General features: G+C 35.2%; 18 protein-coding genes. 13 read left to right on the forward strand and 5 right to left on the reverse strand.

All coding sequences use genetic code 11. The features are described from left to right. Positions 1 to 8: 8 nt before the first annotated feature. Genes BK137_RS09125 through BK137_RS09150 form a run of 6 tightly spaced genes read left to right on the forward strand, consistent with a single transcriptional unit; the run spans position 9 to position 6,278 of the window. On the forward strand, positions 9 to 1,547 hold the full coding sequence (locus tag BK137_RS09125; protein WP_038180715.1) for an ABC transporter substrate-binding protein: 1,539 nt from the start codon (positions 9 to 11) through the stop codon (positions 1,545 to 1,547). 8 nt (positions 1,548 to 1,555) lie between these two features. Beyond that, positions 1,556 to 2,566, forward strand: a complete 1,011-nt coding sequence (locus tag BK137_RS09130) for an ABC transporter ATP-binding protein (RefSeq protein WP_038180712.1) — start codon at positions 1,556 to 1,558, stop codon at positions 2,564 to 2,566. Further along, the gene (locus BK137_RS09135; protein WP_038180709.1) at positions 2,535 to 3,551 is read left to right on the forward strand and encodes an ABC transporter ATP-binding protein; all 1,017 of its coding nucleotides are present in this window, start codon (positions 2,535 to 2,537) and stop codon (positions 3,549 to 3,551) included. Before BK137_RS09130 ends, BK137_RS09135 begins: the two co-directional genes overlap by 32 nt. A gap of 2 nt (positions 3,552 to 3,553) precedes the next feature. Beyond that, positions 3,554 to 5,158 (forward strand): gamma-glutamyltransferase family protein, encoded by a 1,605-nt coding sequence (locus tag BK137_RS09140; RefSeq protein WP_038180698.1) that lies wholly within the window; start codon positions 3,554 to 3,556, stop codon positions 5,156 to 5,158. Continuing rightward, the gene (locus tag BK137_RS09145) at positions 5,152 to 5,748 is read left to right on the forward strand and encodes a chromate transporter (protein WP_076034216.1); all 597 of its coding nucleotides are present in this window, start codon (positions 5,152 to 5,154) and stop codon (positions 5,746 to 5,748) included. The genes BK137_RS09140 and BK137_RS09145 overlap by 7 nt, the downstream gene beginning before the upstream one ends. Beyond that, the gene (locus BK137_RS09150; RefSeq protein ID WP_038180695.1) at positions 5,745 to 6,278 is read left to right on the forward strand and encodes a chromate transporter; all 534 of its coding nucleotides are present in this window, start codon (positions 5,745 to 5,747) and stop codon (positions 6,276 to 6,278) included. Before BK137_RS09145 ends, BK137_RS09150 begins: the two co-directional genes overlap by 4 nt. A gap of 199 nt (positions 6,279 to 6,477) precedes the next feature. Here the strand turns inward: BK137_RS09150 and BK137_RS09155 are convergent, their stop codons facing one another. The 3 genes from BK137_RS09155 to BK137_RS09165 form a co-directional block, all read right to left on the reverse strand. After that, positions 6,478 to 8,625: a M28 family peptidase gene (locus tag BK137_RS09155; protein WP_051448593.1), complete on the reverse strand. Its 2,148-nt coding sequence runs from the start codon at positions 8,623 to 8,625 to the stop codon at positions 6,478 to 6,480. Between the two features lie 570 nt (positions 8,626 to 9,195). Beyond that, positions 9,196 to 10,626 (reverse strand): sensor histidine kinase, encoded by a 1,431-nt coding sequence (locus BK137_RS09160; protein ID WP_038180693.1) that lies wholly within the window; start codon positions 10,624 to 10,626, stop codon positions 9,196 to 9,198. Positions 10,627 to 10,633: 7 nt separating this feature from the next. After that, positions 10,634 to 11,332 carry a response regulator transcription factor gene (locus tag BK137_RS09165; protein ID WP_038180691.1) on the reverse strand — a complete coding sequence of 233 codons (699 nt, stop codon included), beginning with the start codon at positions 11,330 to 11,332 and terminating at the stop codon, positions 10,634 to 10,636. Positions 11,333 to 11,480: 148 nt separating this feature from the next. On the opposite strand from BK137_RS09165, the gene BK137_RS09170 reads away from it, so the two are divergent. The 3 genes from BK137_RS09170 to BK137_RS09180 all read left to right on the forward strand — a co-directional run bounded on the left by BK137_RS09170 (position 11,481) and on the right by BK137_RS09180 (position 14,116). Beyond that, on the forward strand, positions 11,481 to 12,725 hold the full coding sequence (locus BK137_RS09170; RefSeq protein WP_038180688.1) for an RNA-splicing ligase RtcB: 1,245 nt from the start codon (positions 11,481 to 11,483) through the stop codon (positions 12,723 to 12,725). A gap of 88 nt (positions 12,726 to 12,813) precedes the next feature. Then, positions 12,814 to 13,428 (forward strand): PH domain-containing protein, encoded by a 615-nt coding sequence (locus tag BK137_RS09175; RefSeq protein ID WP_038180686.1) that lies wholly within the window; start codon positions 12,814 to 12,816, stop codon positions 13,426 to 13,428. 142 nt (positions 13,429 to 13,570) lie between these two features. Continuing rightward, positions 13,571 to 14,116 (forward strand): HPP family protein, encoded by a 546-nt coding sequence (locus BK137_RS09180; RefSeq protein WP_038180684.1) that lies wholly within the window; start codon positions 13,571 to 13,573, stop codon positions 14,114 to 14,116. A 389-nt stretch (positions 14,117 to 14,505) separates the two neighbouring features. Here BK137_RS09180 and BK137_RS09185 read toward each other — a convergent pair whose 3' ends face one another. Further along, positions 14,506 to 14,988: a SepA family multidrug efflux transporter gene (locus tag BK137_RS09185; protein ID WP_038180682.1), complete on the reverse strand. Its 483-nt coding sequence runs from the start codon at positions 14,986 to 14,988 to the stop codon at positions 14,506 to 14,508. Between the two features lie 216 nt (positions 14,989 to 15,204). Beyond that, positions 15,205 to 15,501: a hypothetical protein gene (locus BK137_RS09190; protein ID WP_038180679.1), complete on the reverse strand. Its 297-nt coding sequence runs from the start codon at positions 15,499 to 15,501 to the stop codon at positions 15,205 to 15,207. A 221-nt stretch (positions 15,502 to 15,722) separates the two neighbouring features. Here BK137_RS09190 and BK137_RS09195 point away from each other — a divergent pair, with 221 nt between their 5' ends. Genes BK137_RS09195 through BK137_RS09210 form a run of 4 tightly spaced genes read left to right on the forward strand, consistent with a single transcriptional unit; the run spans position 15,723 to position 18,086 of the window. Then, positions 15,723 to 16,136: a BlaI/MecI/CopY family transcriptional regulator gene (locus BK137_RS09195; RefSeq protein WP_038180676.1), complete on the forward strand. Its 414-nt coding sequence runs from the start codon at positions 15,723 to 15,725 to the stop codon at positions 16,134 to 16,136. 3 nt (positions 16,137 to 16,139) lie between these two features. Then, entirely contained in the window at positions 16,140 to 16,988 is an 849-nt protein-coding gene (locus BK137_RS09200) for a M56 family metallopeptidase (RefSeq protein WP_038180674.1), read from the forward strand. A gap of 53 nt (positions 16,989 to 17,041) precedes the next feature. Next, the gene (locus tag BK137_RS09205) at positions 17,042 to 17,692 is read left to right on the forward strand and encodes a DsbA family protein (protein WP_038180672.1); all 651 of its coding nucleotides are present in this window, start codon (positions 17,042 to 17,044) and stop codon (positions 17,690 to 17,692) included. Further along, complete coding sequence (locus BK137_RS09210) at positions 17,682 to 18,086, forward strand: disulfide oxidoreductase (RefSeq protein WP_038180669.1); 405 nt, start codon at positions 17,682 to 17,684, stop codon at positions 18,084 to 18,086. The genes BK137_RS09205 and BK137_RS09210 overlap by 11 nt, the downstream gene beginning before the upstream one ends. Positions 18,087 to 18,119: the final 33 nt, after the last annotated feature.

Here is an 18,119-nt window from a genome sequence, read left to right on the forward strand (position 1 = left end):
GAAAAGAAATGAAACAAAATCTAGTGTTTTTACTTTTACTACTAATGTCTATTATTTTAGCAGCATGTGGAAAATCCAGTTCAGCTCCATCAGGGGGGGCTAATGCAGATGGATCAATTGATAAGTTTGTGTACGCTTCTACCGCTGATGTCGCTGGTCTATCTCCGATTTTAACAAATGATTCTATATCAGCAAACGTGCAAGAGCATGTTTATGAAACGTTATTTAACCGCAATTCTGAAACTGGAGAAATCACACCAAAATTAGCAGAGTCTTATGAAAATACAGATGAAAATACTTGGATGATTAAACTTCGAAAAGATGTAAAGTTTCATGATGGTACACCTTTCAATGCAGAAGCAGTAAAGTATACATTCGATAAATTGCGTGATCCAGCAACTGCTGCTCCTCGTGCATCTCTACTAGAACCAGTAGATGAAATTAATGTAATTAATGAATATGAGATTAAAATTAAAACGAAGTACCCATATGGCCCATTCTTAGCTTCTTTAGCTCATACAAATGCTGCTATAGTGAGCCCTACCGCTGATAAAAAACAAGATTTAATGAAAGAACCTGTAGGTACAGGGCCATTTAAGTTTGTAAGTTATACGCCAGGCGATGAAGTAGTTTTAGAGGCTAATGATGAATACCGTGATGGTACACCAGCAATTCAACAACTAGTTTTCAAGGTAGTGCCTGAGGTCTCAACAGCTATATCTATGTTACAAACAGGTGAAGTTGACTTTATTGATAATTTGCCAAGTGAACAAATTAGTCGTATTGATTCTCTAAAAAATATTGATGTAACAAAGAAAAATGGCAGTTCAATTTATTACCTAACTGTTAATCATTCTATTAAAGAAAATCAAGATCCTGAGTTGCGAAAAGCAATAGCAGCCGCGATTGATCGTGATGCGTTTGTATCAAAATTAAATGGTCTAGGCGTACGCAGTGACAGTGTTTTAGGACCAGAGATTTTTGGATATGAAAAGGACAAGGATTCCGCTGGACAAGCCTATGACCCTGAGCTAGCAAAATCATTAGTAGATAAAAATGGATATTCAAATCGTCCAATTAAACTTTTAACAGCAAACAGAGCAAACTTTATTTTAATGGCTGAGATTGTACAAGCGCAATTAACAGAAGCGGGTTTTAAAGTTCAAATAGAAACTATGGAATGGGCAGCTTTCTTAGATACTGCTAGAGCAGGAGAATACGATATTACTTTCTTAAGCTGGGCTAACTTAACACAAGATGGGTCTGAAATGTTATATCCAAATCTGCATAGCGATAATATTAAAGAATCCAATCGTACAAAATATAGTAATAAGAAATTCGATGAACTTGTAGATGCTTCTCGAGAAACGATTGACCAAGATAAGCGATTAGAATATCTTAATCAAGCAAATGGTTTATTGTTAGAGGATAACGCTGTAGTCGTTATGTATCATGGTGTTGTGACAGCGGCAATGAACAATAAATATGAGGGATTAATATTAGAACCTAATGGAAAATGGTTATTAAAAGATGTGAAAAGAAAGTAGGGTAATTTATGAGGGAGACATTGTTGGAAGTGAATAACTTAATTACTGAATTCCGTACAGCTGATGGGAATGTTCAAGCTGTGCGGGATGTCTCCTTTTTTGTTAAAAAGGGAGAAACACTTTGTATTGTAGGAGAATCAGGTTGTGGCAAAAGTATAACATCTTTATCTATCATGGGGTTACTTCCAAATAACGGTATAATTTCAGGTGGTGAGATTAAATATGAAAATCAAGCTATCCATGCATTAAATGCTGAAGAAAAGAGAAAATTGCGTGGATCAAAAATTTCAATGATATTCCAAGAACCTATGACCGCATTGAATCCTGTATTAACAATAGGTTACCAATTAAGAGAACCTTTCATGTTGCATCACAAAGTAAATAAAAAGCAAGCTAATATACAAGGAATAGAGTTATTAAAACAAGTAGGTATTCCATACCCTGAAAAACGGATGAAGCAATATCCACATGAATTAAGTGGTGGAATGAGACAACGTGTCATGATTGCACTTGCCTTAGCTGGAAACCCTGGTTTACTCATTGCTGATGAGCCAACTACTGCCTTAGATGTGACTATACAAGCTCAAATTCTCGATTTAATCAATTCGCTTAAAGAAAAATTAGATATGGGCGTTATGTTTATTACCCATGATATGGGTGTTGTGGCAGAAGTTGCGGATCGAGTGATGGTTATGTATGGAGGAAAGAAAATTGAAGAAGGATCAGTAGAAGAAATATTTAATCAACCTCGTCATCCATATACAATAGGCTTGTTAAACTCCGTGCCCAATGTTGATGACCCTGAGTTTGAGTTAGAACCAATACCTGGATCGTTACCAAGTTTAACAGAGCAGATTTCAGGTTGTAGATTCCATCCAAGATGTCAATTCGCTACAGAGCAGTGTAGAATCACAGCACCTACTGAATTTGAAATTGGAAATGATCATAATGTAAGCTGTTGGTTGGTCGAAGAGGAGGCGAGTAATAATGGTAGAGCAATTGGAGTTGCAAAAGCGTAAAATAATTCTTAAATTGAATGGTGTAAAAAAATATTTTCCTATTAAAAGTGGATTATTAAGACGTGTACAAAATCATGTCAAAGCTGTAGAATCGGTAAATTTAGAATTATATGAAGGCGAGAGTTTAGGCGTAGTAGGCGAGTCAGGATGTGGAAAATCAACATTAGGCAGAGCAATACTAGGCTTAGAGCCTTTAACTGAAGGTAAAATTAGTTTTCGCGATGAAGAGATACAAGATCTCAAGAGAAAAGAAAAGCTAAGGTTTGTTAAGGAAATGCAAATGATTTTCCAAGATCCCTTTGCTTCTTTGGACCCGAGACAACGAGTTGGAGATGCACTAAGTGAAGTATTTTCAATTCATACAAACATGGGGGCAAGAGAACGTAAAGAAGCAGTTCTTAAGTTATTAGGAGAAGTAGGCTTAAAAGAAGAGCACTATGACAGATATCCACATGAATTTAGTGGCGGGCAGCGCCAAAGGATTGGCATTGCAAGGGCAATTGCTCTTAATCCCTCTTTTATTATTTGTGATGAAGCGGTATCAGCCTTAGATGTATCAGTACAAGCGCAAGTACTAAAGTTATTGAAGACATTACAAGAAAAATATCACTTATCCTATATGTTCATTTCACATGATTTAGGTGTAGTTCGATACTTTTGCAATCGTGTACTTGTAATGTATTTAGGGAATACAGTTGAGTTGGCAGAAGTTGAGGAACTTTTTAAAGAACCTCTTCATCCATATACTCAGGCGTTATTATCTGCGATTCCAAGACCATCTGTCAACACTAAAGTTCAACGGGTACGACTTCAAGGAGATTTGCCAAATCCAGCAAATCCACCGACAGGTTGTCCATTCCATACAAGATGTCCGGTAGTAAAAGATATTTGTAAAACAGAAAAACCACAGTGGGAAGAATATACAAGCGGTCACTTCGTAGCATGTCATTATGCTGGGACTAGTATTGTGTCAGGAGAGGTATAAAAATGGATCATTTATTTCACCCGTTCACGGGAAAACGTCATACTGTATTTGGCAGAAAAGGTATGGTGGCAACTTCACAACCATTAGCTGCTCAAGCAGGACTAGAAATCTTACAAAAAGGCGGGAATGCAATTGATGCTGCTATTGCAACAGCGGCTGCATTAACAGTTGTAGAACCAACTTCAAATGGTATTGGTGGAGATGCCTTCGCATTAGTTTGGACTAAGGATCAACTACATGGTCTAAATGCATCGGGGCCTGCTCCAAAGTCAATCTCAGTTGAGAAATTACGGGAAAAAGGGTATGAAAAGATCCCTACATATGGCGTATTACCAGTTACAGTTCCTGGTGTACCAGCCGGTTGGGTAGAGCTTTCTAAAAAATTTGGTAAGCTATCGTTTAAAGAAGTACTTGAACCTGCTATCCGATATGCTGAAGAGGGATATCCTGTTTCACCGATATTAGGAAAGTTTTGGGATTCTGCATATCGTAAATTCAAGGAAACATGTACATCCGAGGAGTTTACTAGTTGGTTTGATACATTTGCTCCTAATGATCGTGCACCGCACATCGGAGAGATGTGGTCATCTCCTGGCCATGCTTCAACTTTAAGACAAATAGCAGAAACCGATGGACATGCTTTTTACCATGGAGAATTAGCAGAGAAAATGGATGCATTTATGAAACAACATGGTGGCTATTTATCGAAAGAAGATTTAGCTGATTATAAAGTGGAATGGGTAGATCCAATTTCTACTACTTATAATGGGTATGATGTGTGGGAAATTCCCCCGAATGGTCAAGGATTAATTGCACTAATGGCTTTAAACATTTTCAAACAGACTGGAGATTCTAAGTGGCAAGATGCTGAAACGATTCATCGACAAATTGAAGCTATGAAACTAGCATTTACTGATGGAAAGGCATTCGTGACAGAAGTTGATGAAATGCCAATAGATGTACAGCATTTATTGTCAGATGAATATGCTACAAAACGCGCGGCGTTAATAGGTAAGCAAGCCATTAATCCGGAACCGTATGAATTACCTAAAGGTGGGACTGTCTATCTAGCTGCAGCTGATGAAGAAGGAAACATGATTTCATATATTCAAAGTAACTATATGGGTTTTGGTTCAGGAATTGTGATTCCCGATACGGGAATTGCATTACAAAATCGTGGGCATGATTTTTCATTGGAAAAAGAACATCCAAATATTCTTAAGCCAGGAAAACGTACATATCATACAATTATTCCGGGATTTTTAACAAAAGAAGGGCAAGCAATCGGACCATTTGGCGTGATGGGAGGATATATGCAACCACAGGGCCATTTCCAAGTCGTAGCTAACACAGTTGATCATCAATTAAATCCACAAGCCACATTAGATATGCCACGTTGGCAGTGGGTTGGAGGGAAAACTGTGCATGTTGAACCAGAGTTCCCGAACTACATTGCTCAATCACTTATACGAAAAGGTCATAATGTGCAAGTGATGTCAGACGGTGGAAGTTTTGGCCGTGGACAAATTATTTGGAGGGATCCTGAAACGGGCGTATTACAGGGTGGAACAGAATCACGAACAGATGGAGCTATTGCTACTTGGTAAAAAAAAATGAAGTGAAGTCCCAAAGTGAACGCCCTATTTTGCGACTACATGGAGAGATTGCATCCGCATTTTTTAGAGTAGGTATGCTAGGATTTGGCGGTGGACCATCTGCTATTCCTCTTGTTCATCAAGAAGTGGTGAAAAAGTATAAGTGGATGGAAGATGATGAGTTTAGTGACGTAGTAGCACTTGCTAACACTATGCCGGGTCCAATTGGTACAAAAATGGCTGGCTATATAGGATATAGAGTAGCTGGAGTGGTAGGTGCAATTAATGCAATTTTAGTCAGCGTAGTCCCAACAATTGTATTAATGATTATATTGCTATTTTTATTACAAACGAATAAAGATATACCTGCCGTTCAGGCAATGGCTTCGGCGGTTGTACCAGTAGTAGCTGTAATGCTTGGTATATTGGCTCTAGATTTCGTTAAAAAGTCTGGCGAATCTATGGGGTGGAAGAAAACACTCATTATTCTTTTGCTTTCATTCATTGCAATGTCTTTATTAAATATACACCCGGCTTTTGTCATCTTGTCGGTCTTTATAATCGTCTTTGCTCCTCTAGTAAAAAGGAGGAATAATAAATGATTTATTGGAATATTTTTATGGCATTTTTTATTCCTGGTATTTTAGGTTATGGAGGGGGTCCTTCTTCTATTCCGCTCGTTCAGCAAGAGGTAGTTGAGCACTATGAATGGATGACCAATCAAGAATTTTCAGAAATGGTCGCAGCGGGCAATGCATTACCAGGGCCAATAGCAACAAAAATGGCTGGCTTTGTTGGATATGACCAAGGAGGTATTTTAGGCATTATTGTTGCAGTTTTTGCTACAGTTGCACCTTCTTTGCTCCTCATGATAGCGTTGTTAAGTGTCTTAATGAAATACAAAGAATCACCATACGTTAAAAATTTAACGAAATATATTCGCCCAATCATAGCCGTATTATTATTAGTGATGACTTTCGATTTCGCAAAAGATGCTTGGTTAAGTATAGGTTGGATATCAACATTAATAATAATGATTGGCTCTTACTTGTTACTTGAAAAGATTAAAATTCATCCGGCTTTTGTTATTTGTATTGCATTGATATATGGGATGGTATCTACACTTTTTTAAATTACAAGGTAATATGGATAACAAAAAACAAATGTTATTGATAAATAGCCTCAACGGGCAAAATAAAACACCTTCTAGTTAGAAGCTTGGTTTAGATATACCAAACTAACTGGAAGGTGTTTTAAAGATGACTCATTTTTAGCTCCATAGAACCTATTGTTGAAAGATAACAGGCTGTTAGAGAGCTATTTTGTTGTCATTATTTCATTTTATCAAGTTGTGCATTTAACTCTTTAACACTTTTCACTTCATCTTGAACAGATGTCTTTAGTAATTTTTCTTGTCTTTCAAGAGCTGCATTTAGAGTTGATATTTCTTTAGAAACATCAGCATTCTTTTGGTCACGTTTCTTTTTCAATGATGCTACTGTGTCATATAAGTCTTCGTGACCCATAATACGACCTGCACCCCACATTAAACGATCTGCAGGTTGATCCAATACATAATCTGTGAAGTAATCGAATACCTCTTTGTCAAAATCATAAGTGTACCAGTTATTATCAATTAACCATAAATAATCATCTAGTGCTTTACCCGCATCACCTTTTTCAAGTGCTTTGATTGCTCCTTGTAAGTTAGGGATATTATTTTGTGCGTGTTCGTGAGGGAAAATTGGTTCGTCTTCCCAAGTTAAACGTACGAATTGATCTTGAGCATATTTATAAGTAGCTAACAAACTACTATTTAAAGAGCGACTGTCATCATAAAGCTTTTTCACTACTTTTTCGTCACCAGCTACTAATGCTTTTGTATAATCAGCATTAATTTTTTCAACTTGAGCATTAATCTCTTTAGCTGTTTTAGCCGTTTCTTCAATAGCTGCTGTTAATTCGTTTGAAGAAACATTTGCAGATTTAAAGACATCAGATTTAACAGATTTAGCTAATGCATCTAATCTTGTTGTGAAATCAAGAGGTGTTACAGCTGTTTGGTCATAATGCATAGCTAGTAGACCATATAAATTTAAATGGAATTCTAAAGCTTGACCGTTATAAGTATCTTCATTATCGTACTGTGTATGATAATGTGAATGCATGAATTCGCTATCTTGGAAATCATTTCGTAATGATGGAACACCTGCAATAGAGAATGAAAAATCATCCGACCAAGTGCGTAATGGTGATACAACAGAAATACCGTCTTTATATACACCATCAACTGATGGTACAGACTTCGTGAATTTAGTTAAGAAGTTTTTCAACTCATAATCTGCTCGAATTTCATTTGTCGTTGTATGCTCATAAGCTGGAAGCTCGAAGTTCATGTCTGCAAATGCTTTTCCAACCCATTCTGGATGGATGCGGAAAATTTGATTGTAAGCACCAGTAGACCAGTCATAACGCGTATTTGAAACGCCCCATTCTTCGGCAGCCAATGCATTAAATATAATTGTTTTCTCAGGTTTATAGCCACTGTCTACTAGACCTTTCGCTACGCCCATCATTAGGGCAATCGCAGCATTATCATCTTGGAAACCGTCAAAGTAAGAATCATAATGTGCTGAAAGGATGATATATGATTCTGGATCTTTACCTTCGATTTTCCCATAGTAATTGTATGTTGGTTGATCGAATTTAACTGTAGATTTGGCATCAAAGTTAACAGTAAGTTTATTGTTATTTGCTTTTAGTGATTTTTTTAACTCTTTCGCATCATTTTGAGACATAGAAAATGCAGGCGCATCATCAGGTCCACAAATATCCTGTGCATTTAAAGCGTCGCCATCTACTTCGCTATAACCTTCACTTTGCACGGCTATAACTGCAGCTGCCCCTTTTAAATGAGCTTGATAGGCTGGGTAGTTAACCCACCAATCTTCTCGTTGGTTTACATCTATAAGTACGAGCTTGCCTTTAATATCAAGGTTTTTCAAATCATCTGATGTTCCACGATTTGCATAAACAACATCAAATTCTTTCGTCCCCTTTGTATCAAAATTTGTTTGATATGCCCCTAAAACAGCTAATTTTTCTTTACCATCAACTGTATTGAATGTCATATCTGCTTTTTCGAATGTCCAGCTATCAACTGTAAATTCATCTTTTGATACGTCGGTAAGCCCAATTTTCTTCATTTCATCTGCAATTTTTTCGCCAGTTTTTAGTTCTGCTTCAGAGCCTGCAGTACGATATCCTAGCTTTTCATTTGTTTTAAATTCTTCAAGACTTTTGGCGAAATCAAATGAATAATCAGCACTTACTTTTGATAAATAATTATCGGAGTATTGCTTTACTGCTGCTAAATCCCCATTTTCTTTTACCTCTGTCTTTTTGTCTGCTGGTGTACAAGCCGCAAGTGATGATGCAATTAGAGCTGTTGCTATTGCACCACGAAAAAATCTGTTCAATTAACCACATTCCTTTACAATAATTTTTTTCAAGCAGAACTAATTAAACGATAGTTTTAATAAAATAGCAATATTTTTTCGAATTGTTAGACAAAATATTTTTCGACAAATAGAAGGAAGGCAATATATTTAATTTGAAATAGTAATTTAGATTCATAGACTCTAACAACTAATGTATTAAGATGGGGTGGAATTTTAATAAAACTTACATTAATCTTAGGAATACGAAAAAGCTAAGAGTTAAAATTTACTCTTAGCTTTTTATGTCATATTGGTAAGATGTTATTTCATAAAAAAATTATCGGAGTATTGCTTCAATTCTGCTAAGCGTCACTTACTTTTACTTCTGTCTTTTCTTCTGCCAGAGCTCAAGCTGCAAGTGATGAAGTGATTAGAGTTGTGGCTATTACACCACAAAAGAATCTTTTAAACTAGCATTATTAACTCGTGTCCTGTTTTTTGGTACATTACTAATTTGATATTAATTTCCCTTAAATACCAATATTGTTTTAAAAATGATAATTTAGTTATGTGAAAAAAAGAAATATAAAAAACCAGCATGCGCTGGTTCTAAAGTAAAATTGTAATAGTTGTACCTTCATTTAATACACTAGATAATCGCAGATCGCCGTTGTGAGCGAAAATAATATCACGAGCAATTGCCATTCCTAGCCCGGTACCGTGTGTGTTTTTTGTATTTGATCCCCGGTAATAACGATCAAATACTTGTTTAATATCTTCAGGTGAAATACCTCTACCATTATCAGTTATCATTATTCGTGTTTTATAAAGAGTAGGTTGTGAATCTTCAACTTGTCCACATTGTGGATAATCGGTATCAATTTTTATTGTTACACACACATTTTCATCGTTATGCACAAGTGCATTGTAGATAAAGTTCAAAATGGCCCTTTTTAGTAATTTTTTATCCACTTTATGCACGATTTTATTCACATTACTAACAAATTCTACCTGACGTTCCCCAAATTGAGGGTCATTCAACAATTCAATCGTCAGTTCGCGTATAAAGCTTACTATATTAATATCTTCAAAGTGCATAGGTAGCTGTTGATTACGTAAACGAGTCGTTAAATTTAAATCATCAAGTAGATCTTTCATATAAATAGATTTTTTCTCAATAATAGTTGAGAATTCTTGTACTTCGCTAGCAGTGAGATTATCAACATCATCCTTCATCAGTTCAGCATATCCTTGAATTGATGCAAGGGGAGTTTTCATATCATGTGATACATTACTAATCCACTCTTCACGCATTTGATCTAGGCGATTCCGCTCTTTCTCATGTTCACTTAATTTTATTGAGAGTTCATTTACATTGAGGAAAACGTCTTTATACACACCATTTGGTACGTTTATTTTTTTGAATTGGCGGTTACGTAGTTGTCCGATAAAATCAATTAATATGTGAAGTGGTTTCGTTAAATGTCGTGTGAACAACAACCCGATGATCAAAGCGACTAGCACATCCACTATTAAAAATGCTATTAAAAGTAGGTTAATAAATTTTAAAAATTGATTATAATCATAGTTCAAAACATAACGTCCAACCCCGTAATTCTTCACACCGACAAAATAATCTAAATCGTCCATTGTACTAATATAAACAGTCGTATTGCTATCAACTTCTTTATATTTATACATTTGCACGACTTCAGCAGGGGAGTAGCTCGTGGCAAGATTATCTGGTGTCTCATAAGCAGCAACTTGGTTCCCTTTAGAATCTAAAAATTGAACCCATGCATTCTTATCTTGCAATGCTTTTACACCTTCATCATTTACAATAGGTAAACCATTTTTAATCTCGACATATTGAGAGAAGGAACGTGTGAATTCCTCAGAAGAGGTTTCAGGAGTGCTTAAAGCAAGATGACTTCTTTGATAAAGGAGTAGTCCAACTAATAGCACAGTATTGATGATACCGACAATAATAACAATCATTACAACGGACCATAAAAAACGTCCAGTTATTCTCCACTTCATTTTATCATCACCCCTTACTGTTCAATTTATAGCCTAGACCTTTAACGGTGATCAAAAATGTTGGGTTAGATGGAGTATCCTCAATCTTTTCACGTAACCGGCGTATATGCACCATGACTGTATTATCTGAACCAAAAAAGTCTTCTCCCCAAACTCTTTCAAAAAGTGTTTCTTTACTTAAGATTTGATTAGGATGATGGATAAAACAATTCATTAAGCCAATCTCCTTTGCTGTAAGCTCGATTATTGTGCCATTTTTCTTCAATTCAGTACCGTCCATATTCATTTCAAAAGGGCCTACAGTAATATTGTTTAAAACTGTTTTTTCCTCCGAAAAGCTTGCTCGTCGTAGTTGTGCTTTCACTCGATAAGCCACTTCTTTAGGGCTAAATGGTTTTGTAATATAATCATCCCCACCAATTGCGAGCCCTAAGAGCTTATCAATCTCTTCATCCTTCGCGGACATAAATAAGATCGGTACATTTGAGATTTCACGAATCTGTTTGCATAAATCATACCCTTCACCGTCAGGCAGCATAATATCTAGTAGCACTAATTCGGGTTTTACTTCCTGGAATTTAGCCCAGCCATCACGAATTGTTCCAGCCGTTATCACATTTGAAAAGCCTTCCTTATGTAATACTGTTTGTAGCAAATTTGCCAAATCCTCTTCATCATCTATTAATAAAATACATTGTGTGTTCATTAGAAAGCCTCCTCCGTATTAATTGTTATATCGTAAGTATAGTATACGTTTTCATTTTTCACTGCATATGATAATTTCAAACACTCACCTAGTATGTTAAAATAGCCCAAACTACACTGGCGGAAAAAATTACAAGGAGATGACTAATTTGATTGAAATAAAGGGTTTGTATACAAATGCGAAAATATTTTCCCATATTAAACAGGACAAAGCAGTAGAACAAGTTCAAGAATTATGCGACCAACAATTTTTAAACGATGCGAAAATTCGTATTATGCCTGATTATCATGCTGGTAAAGGTTGTGTCATTGGTACAACTATCGTCTTAAAAGATAAAGTCGTTCCAAACCTAGTAGGAGTGGATGTTGGCTGCGGAGTACATGTGACAAAGATTGCACCAATCGACATCGACTTCCAAAAGCTTGATGATACTGTAAAACAATATGTTCCATCCGGCACCAATTTACATGATAACGACAGTATTCGATACGTCACAGGCAACTTCCCTAAAGCACAGCAATTTATAGCTTCTCATATTTTAAATGATGAAAGAAGTAAGCTTAGTCTCGGAACATTAGGTGGAGGTAATCATTTTATCGAAGTATCTCAAGATGAGGATGGCTACCTGTATCTATGCATTCATACAGGTAGCCGCTCAGTAGGTGCTAAAATAGCTACTTATTATCAAAAGATAGCATATGAAAAAATACAACACCGCGATGTATCAGGAATAGTAGCTGCTTTAAAAGAGCAAGGGCGCTTTCAAGAAATTCAACCTGCCCTTAAGAAATACCAAAAAGAAACACCACTTATTCCAAAGGAACTTGCTTATGTACAAGGTGAAGATTTTCAAAATTATATCCATGATATGAAGCTTGCACAGCAATACGCAAAAGAAAATCGTCGACAAATTGCGCGTTCTATTATTGAACATTTAGATCTTGAAAAGTATTTAGTTGAAGAATTTGATTCTATTCACAATTATATCGATACTGACAATATGATCTTAAGAAAAGGTGCCATTTCTGCGCAAAAGGGGGAACAGCTCATTATACCTATTAATATGCGTGACGGCTCCATTATCGCCTATGGGCAGGGAAATGAAGATTGGAACTATTCAGCCCCACACGGTGCAGGGCGTATTATGAGCCGTACTCAAGCGAATAAAAATTTAAATCTTGAAGAATATCAAAAAACAATGGCTGGTATTTGGACATCATCAGTTAATAAGGAAACGCTTGATGAAGCGCCAATGGCTTATAAACCAATGGAAGAAATTCTTGAAAATGTCCGTAATACTGTTGATGTCAAAACTATCATTAAGCCTGTTTATAACTTTAAAGCGAGTGAGAATGAGTGGCCATCTTATCGCCGTAAGAAACGTTCTAAATAATTTTTGATCAGAAATGGAACTTGTCCTAATGTTACTTCGTATATAGAGAAGATAGAATAAAATCTTAACATTAGTGGAGGAACAAAATATGCTTAAAAAATTTGCCTCAGATGCACTAGGTCTTTCTGATATTGGGATTGTCGTACCAAAAGAAAATTTCGACAAAACAGAAGCCGACGATTTCGTTCTACACGAATCAGGTGAAGTTGTTTACTTCCTAATCAAAACGAAAGCAGACGAATATTGTTTCACAAATAAAGCACTGATACACGTAGACGGTGAAAATGCGATTAGTAAAAAGCGTCTATTAAAGCGCTATGACTATCAACATAGCACAATTACAGATGTTATGTTAGAAACTGCAGGCACAATCGATCTAGATATCGAAATTAAATTCACTATTAACAATATTCCAATGTCCATCGATATTCACAAAAAATTCGACACAGAAATTAAAGATTTATATAAAGCACTTCATGCAATTTCAGTAGAAATGAAAAACAACACACAATACTTTGAAATAGCTCAAAACAGCTTAACGTATGCAGCAGAGTCAATCGGCAAAGTAGAGAGTAATGTAGTAACACCGGCTCAATCATTTGAACAAATTGCTCGCTTCGCTAACGATTGGGTTCTTCAAAACAAAAAGCAATATGTTAAAGAAGATTACAGAGAAATATTTGAGTTATATATTAATCACTAATAAAAAAGAAGTTATCCACTTTAGTGGATAACTTCTTTTTTAGTGACTAGTAAAAGCATTTCTAGCAATATAATTTAAATATTAAGACTCCTTAATTATTCACTTAGTTGTAGTAAAGTAAATAAATCAGGAGGGAAACAACGTGTCACAAAATGCATCACCAAAACAAAAATCAAAAACGCTATCGTACATCGCTAAAATGAGAGGTAAAGGCAATTCACCGCTGAAAACAAATTGGAAAGATATACTGACAGCTTTAATTGGTTGTTATATCACGATCTTTGTTCTCCTTGAACTAACGAAAATGACTAATACGCTATGGTTTATGGCACCTTTTGGTTCAAGTTGTTTATTAGCCTTTGCTTTTTGGAACGGACCACTATCACAGCCACGTAATATTATTGGAAGTCATGTATTAACAAGTGCAGTTGGTATCATTATACTAAACCTTTTTGGTAACGAGCCTTGGGCAATTGCTCTAGCAGTAGCGTTAGCTATAGCACTTATTATGATTACTAAGACAACACATCCACCAGCAGGAGCCAATCCAGTTATAATAATGCTGGGTAACTACAGCTGGCATTATATCATTACTCCTGTATTAATAGGTTCACTAATAATTGTTATTTTCGCACTCATAATAAATAACATGAGAAGCACAAGAAGATATCCAACTTTCTGGTGGTGACAAAATCTACCCAAAATTGGTTAATAATTTTTAGATTAAAACAGCTAACTTAGAAGTGCCTGTTTTAATTTATAAAATTATTGTTCACAGTGAATCATTTTATAGTTAGTGAATTATTTAGGTATTTATATGAAAAATCCGACATCGCTAAGTTATTGGCAGGTTGTCGGATTTTTTATTTAAATGAATGAAAAAAAAGAGCACCTAACCGAGTGTTAGAAGCTCAAAAACAAGTTTATACTCACATGAAGTTCGAACTTTACCGAATTAAAAAACGATAAAATTACCGAACGATTGAAATCTTATCAAATTTTAGTGATTGAGTCAAGCTTTGGATATGTTAGGTTTCTAAAAATAAAAGAGCTTCTATTAAAGAAGCTCTAACTACATCACTCATTTTTTTTAGCTTGCTCTGGTTTTTCATAACTAAATACGGCCACAATAATATATAAAAGTACAAATATAATAATAGAACCAGTCCATGTTACATCAATTCGACTAAAGCTCATTACTAATAAACTTTTAAAAAGGATAGCACAAACAGTAGTTTGTATGGCATAACTAATAACTGCTACCGGTTTTGACCAAAGTAGATTAAAACTCGCAACGACAAATAAATTTATGAAGTCCACCAAGAACATCATTGCGGCAATCAATATTAAAAACCATCCGTAATATAATCCATTTCTATACCACTGTTCGTAAATTTGTATAGATGCTAAATCATACTTAGCCAATAAATTATACAAACCAAAAAATCCGAAGAGCGGTACAGTCACTACTAAAAAAAGTCCAAGAATTAATATAAATATCAAAATCAGAAGTGCTGACCATCCAGATACACGGATTTTTATTTTTTTATTTTTAAACATAAAACCCTTCTTCACCTACTCATGACGCAACTTATGCGCCTCTCTTTAACCCCAAATTAATACTCTCTATTCATTTCATACCTTTCATTATAAATCAGGAATGCTTACAATGCACCTGAATGCTATATCAGAGTATTAGAAGATAATAGAAAGTGGCTAGTGAGCGATGGAATAGCACAGAGGTAAAAGAACTATTAGCTACTTATAAAAAAATCTTCATCCACGTATTCTTTTGTACGTTTGAATAAATTGAGTTGGATCCACTTCGATTTCGAACATGAATACTCCTTGGTTTGTATGCAAATAAAATAATCCGGACCCACTAGAGAAAGGTTTATATGACATGTCATGAACATGTTCTAACTTAAAGATTTTTTTGGCAGTTGAAACTGAATCGGTATACAAGTGTATGTGGTGAGTAGTACGTTGTGTTGTTTGTTCAAACCAACCTGTAATCCGCTCTACTAAATGATATTTGATGGCGCATATAGCTGTGTTATTTTGTTGAGTCATGACGATACCTCCAATCATAAGATGCCCATGATAGAAAAACTATACGCATATCTTAACAGTTTTCTAATTAAAGAATGTTATTTGAACCCTCAAATTTAATGAATTCATAATATATTTAATAATTAAAGATGATAAATGATGTTAATAAATAGTATTTGGTTAACAATTCTTGACTGGAAATAGACGTAACACTACAATGAGTAATGTGAGGTGAACAAGTCGTGAGGATTCGAAAATTCAAAATGAACGAAAGTGGGTTAAATCGTTTTTTTGGCCCTCTAGAAGCAAAGATTATGGACATTTTATGGAACGATGTAGAAATGACCATCAAAGATGTTCAACAAACACTTGATCAAGAAAAGTTGACGAACTTTAACACAGTCATGACAGTCATGAATCGATTAGTAGACAAGGGAATTCTTCAAAAGAGAACAGAAGGTAGATCGTCTTTGTATAAGCCAGTTCTCTCGAGAGATGACTTTTTGAATACACAATCTAAAGAAATGACTAATGAGCTAATTGACGAGTTTGGTAATGTTGTAGTTAGCCATATGCTTGATGCATTAGAAGATGTCGATGATGATCTTGTAGCTATGCTTGAGAAAAAAATTAAAGAACTGAAAAAGGACATGTAACGTATGTACAAACGTCACTCGTCTATCACCCTCATCGTATCACTCATTATTTCGGGAATTATTTTTTTAGAAATGGGTTTATATTTCGTAGCAAAGATAGCTGGTTGGACTGTTCAATACAATCTTGTAGCCGTCTGTCATAGCTGGATGAGGATAGCAGGATTGTCTTCACTGGACTATATACTTGATATACTGGTCGGCTATACACTGATTTTGACTATATGGAAAATAGGATCTCAATTCTATCATGCTATTCGTATGAAAAAGAGATTTAAGCAATATAGAGAGAATATGCTTACACTCAATATGAATTGTATATATAGCCAAGGTAAAGAGGTATTGCTTGTCATTTCTCATCCTACACCATTAGCACTTACTATTGGGTTTATAAGACCAAAGATCGTCTTATCAACAGGTTTGATGAATCTTATATCTGACGAAGAGTTAGAAGCGGTTATTTCACACGAGATGTACCATAAGGAAAATCGAGATCCACTTAAAATCTTTTTAATGGAACTCTGTTCATCTACAATGTGGTATATTCCGATTTTAGATTGGTGTAATCAGAAATATAAAATCATGAAAGAATTACTAGCAGATGAATATGCTATTGAAAAACAGCAGACATCTGTGCACTTGGGTAGTGCCTTGTTGAAGATGTTAAAAGTAAGTAAGTATGAAAAAATGCCTTTTTCTTATGCATCATTTGCAGATACATCTGTTAACTATCGAATTGGCTTTATTTTAGATCCGTTAAGAGAAATTCAATGGAATTTACCAGTGAAAATGTTAGTAATCTCTTTAGTAGTTTTTAGCTTTATTTGTTCTTTATTTATTTACGCCTTGGCGTAAATTTTTTACCCCAATACACTACGTAATGTAGTCTTGATTAGGAGTGCTTATTAATGTCTAAGAAAATATTTTGGTTTGTAGGTATAGTAGTAGTTTGTATCGTAGGTATTATTTTTTTAACGAATTCTGCAGAAAAATCGGCAGAAATTGATTATAAAGGGCAACCGTTTTTAGGTGAAGCATCAGCACCCGTAGATATTATTGAATTCGGCGATTATAAATGTCCAAACTGTAAAGATTTTAATGATCAAATGGTCCCTGTTATTTATAAAGACTTTGTTGAAACAGGGAAAGCTAAGTTTTACTTTATGAATTATTCTTTTATAAATATTGATTCAAATCGATCTGCTCAATTTGCTGAAACAGTCTATAAAGAGTTGGGAAATGAGAAGTTTTGGGCTTTCCATGAGCTACTGTTCAGTAAACAACCAACAGATTTATCTTATGAAAAAGTAGATTTATATACTGAGGACTTTTTAGAAGAAGCATTATCTGAAATAGCCACTGAGAAAGAAACTAAAAAGGTAATGAAAGCTTTTGGTGAAAATGCGGGACAAGAAGCATGGGATAAAGATATGCAAATGGCAAAAAATCTCGGTGTCCAATCAACACCAACTATCTATATTGATGGCAAACAATTCACTGGAAAAACATACGATGATTTTGTGAGAAAGGTAGAAGAGGCGACTGCTAATGGTAAATAAAGCACTCCTCTTTGGCTGGATAACGTCGATTATAGCCATGATGGGTAGTTTGTTTTTTAGTGAAAAAATGGGTTTTATCCCATGTACACTTTGTTGGTATCAGCGGATATTAATGTACCCACTTGTCTTTTTCTTAGGGATGGCATTTTATAGGAATGATAAAGCGATTTATAAATATGTGCTTCCAATGTCGACTTTTGGGATGCTTCTCTCTGGCTATCATTATGCATTACAAAAGATACCATCCATGCATGAGTTCAGTACATGCACAAATGGAGTACCTTGCTCAGGGCAATATATTAATTGGTTTGGCTTTGTAACGATTCCATTTTTATCTTTTATCGGTTTTACATTGATTACAATTTCGATGTTAGTACTATGGAAACGTAAATAAATTAGAAAACGCCCACCTCTTATAAAACTTAGA

The sequence above is a fragment of the Viridibacillus arenosi genome (assembly GCF_001955655.1).
Classification (GTDB): Bacteria; Bacillota; Bacilli; order Bacillales_A; family Planococcaceae; genus Viridibacillus; species Viridibacillus arenosi.

Bases quoted from the DNA above. Each gene is read 5' to 3' on its own strand.
- BK137_RS09125 (WP_038180715.1), top strand. From the start codon at position 9: ATGAAACAAAATCTAGTGTTTTTACTTTTACTACTAATGTCTATTATT.
- BK137_RS09130 (WP_038180712.1), top strand. From the start codon at position 1,556: ATGAGGGAGACATTGTTGGAAGTGAATAACTTAATTACTGAATTCCGT.
- BK137_RS09135 (WP_038180709.1), top strand. From the start codon at position 2,535: ATGGTAGAGCAATTGGAGTTGCAAAAGCGTAAAATAATTCTTAAATTG.
- BK137_RS09140 (WP_038180698.1), top strand. From the start codon at position 3,554: ATGGATCATTTATTTCACCCGTTCACGGGAAAACGTCATACTGTATTT.
- BK137_RS09150 (WP_038180695.1), top strand. From the start codon at position 5,745: ATGATTTATTGGAATATTTTTATGGCATTTTTTATTCCTGGTATTTTA.
- BK137_RS09160 (WP_038180693.1), bottom strand. From the start codon at position 10,626: ATGAAGTGGAGAATAACTGGACGTTTTTTATGGTCCGTTGTAATGATT.
- BK137_RS09165 (WP_038180691.1), bottom strand. From the start codon at position 11,332: ATGAACACACAATGTATTTTATTAATAGATGATGAAGAGGATTTGGCA.
- BK137_RS09175 (WP_038180686.1), top strand. From the start codon at position 12,814: ATGCTTAAAAAATTTGCCTCAGATGCACTAGGTCTTTCTGATATTGGG.
- BK137_RS09185 (WP_038180682.1), bottom strand. From the start codon at position 14,988: ATGTTTAAAAATAAAAAAATAAAAATCCGTGTATCTGGATGGTCAGCA.
- BK137_RS09190 (WP_038180679.1), bottom strand. From the start codon at position 15,501: ATGACTCAACAAAATAACACAGCTATATGCGCCATCAAATATCATTTA.
- BK137_RS09200 (WP_038180674.1), top strand. From the start codon at position 16,140: ATGTACAAACGTCACTCGTCTATCACCCTCATCGTATCACTCATTATT.
- BK137_RS09205 (WP_038180672.1), top strand. From the start codon at position 17,042: ATGTCTAAGAAAATATTTTGGTTTGTAGGTATAGTAGTAGTTTGTATC.
- BK137_RS09210 (WP_038180669.1), top strand. From the start codon at position 17,682: ATGGTAAATAAAGCACTCCTCTTTGGCTGGATAACGTCGATTATAGCC.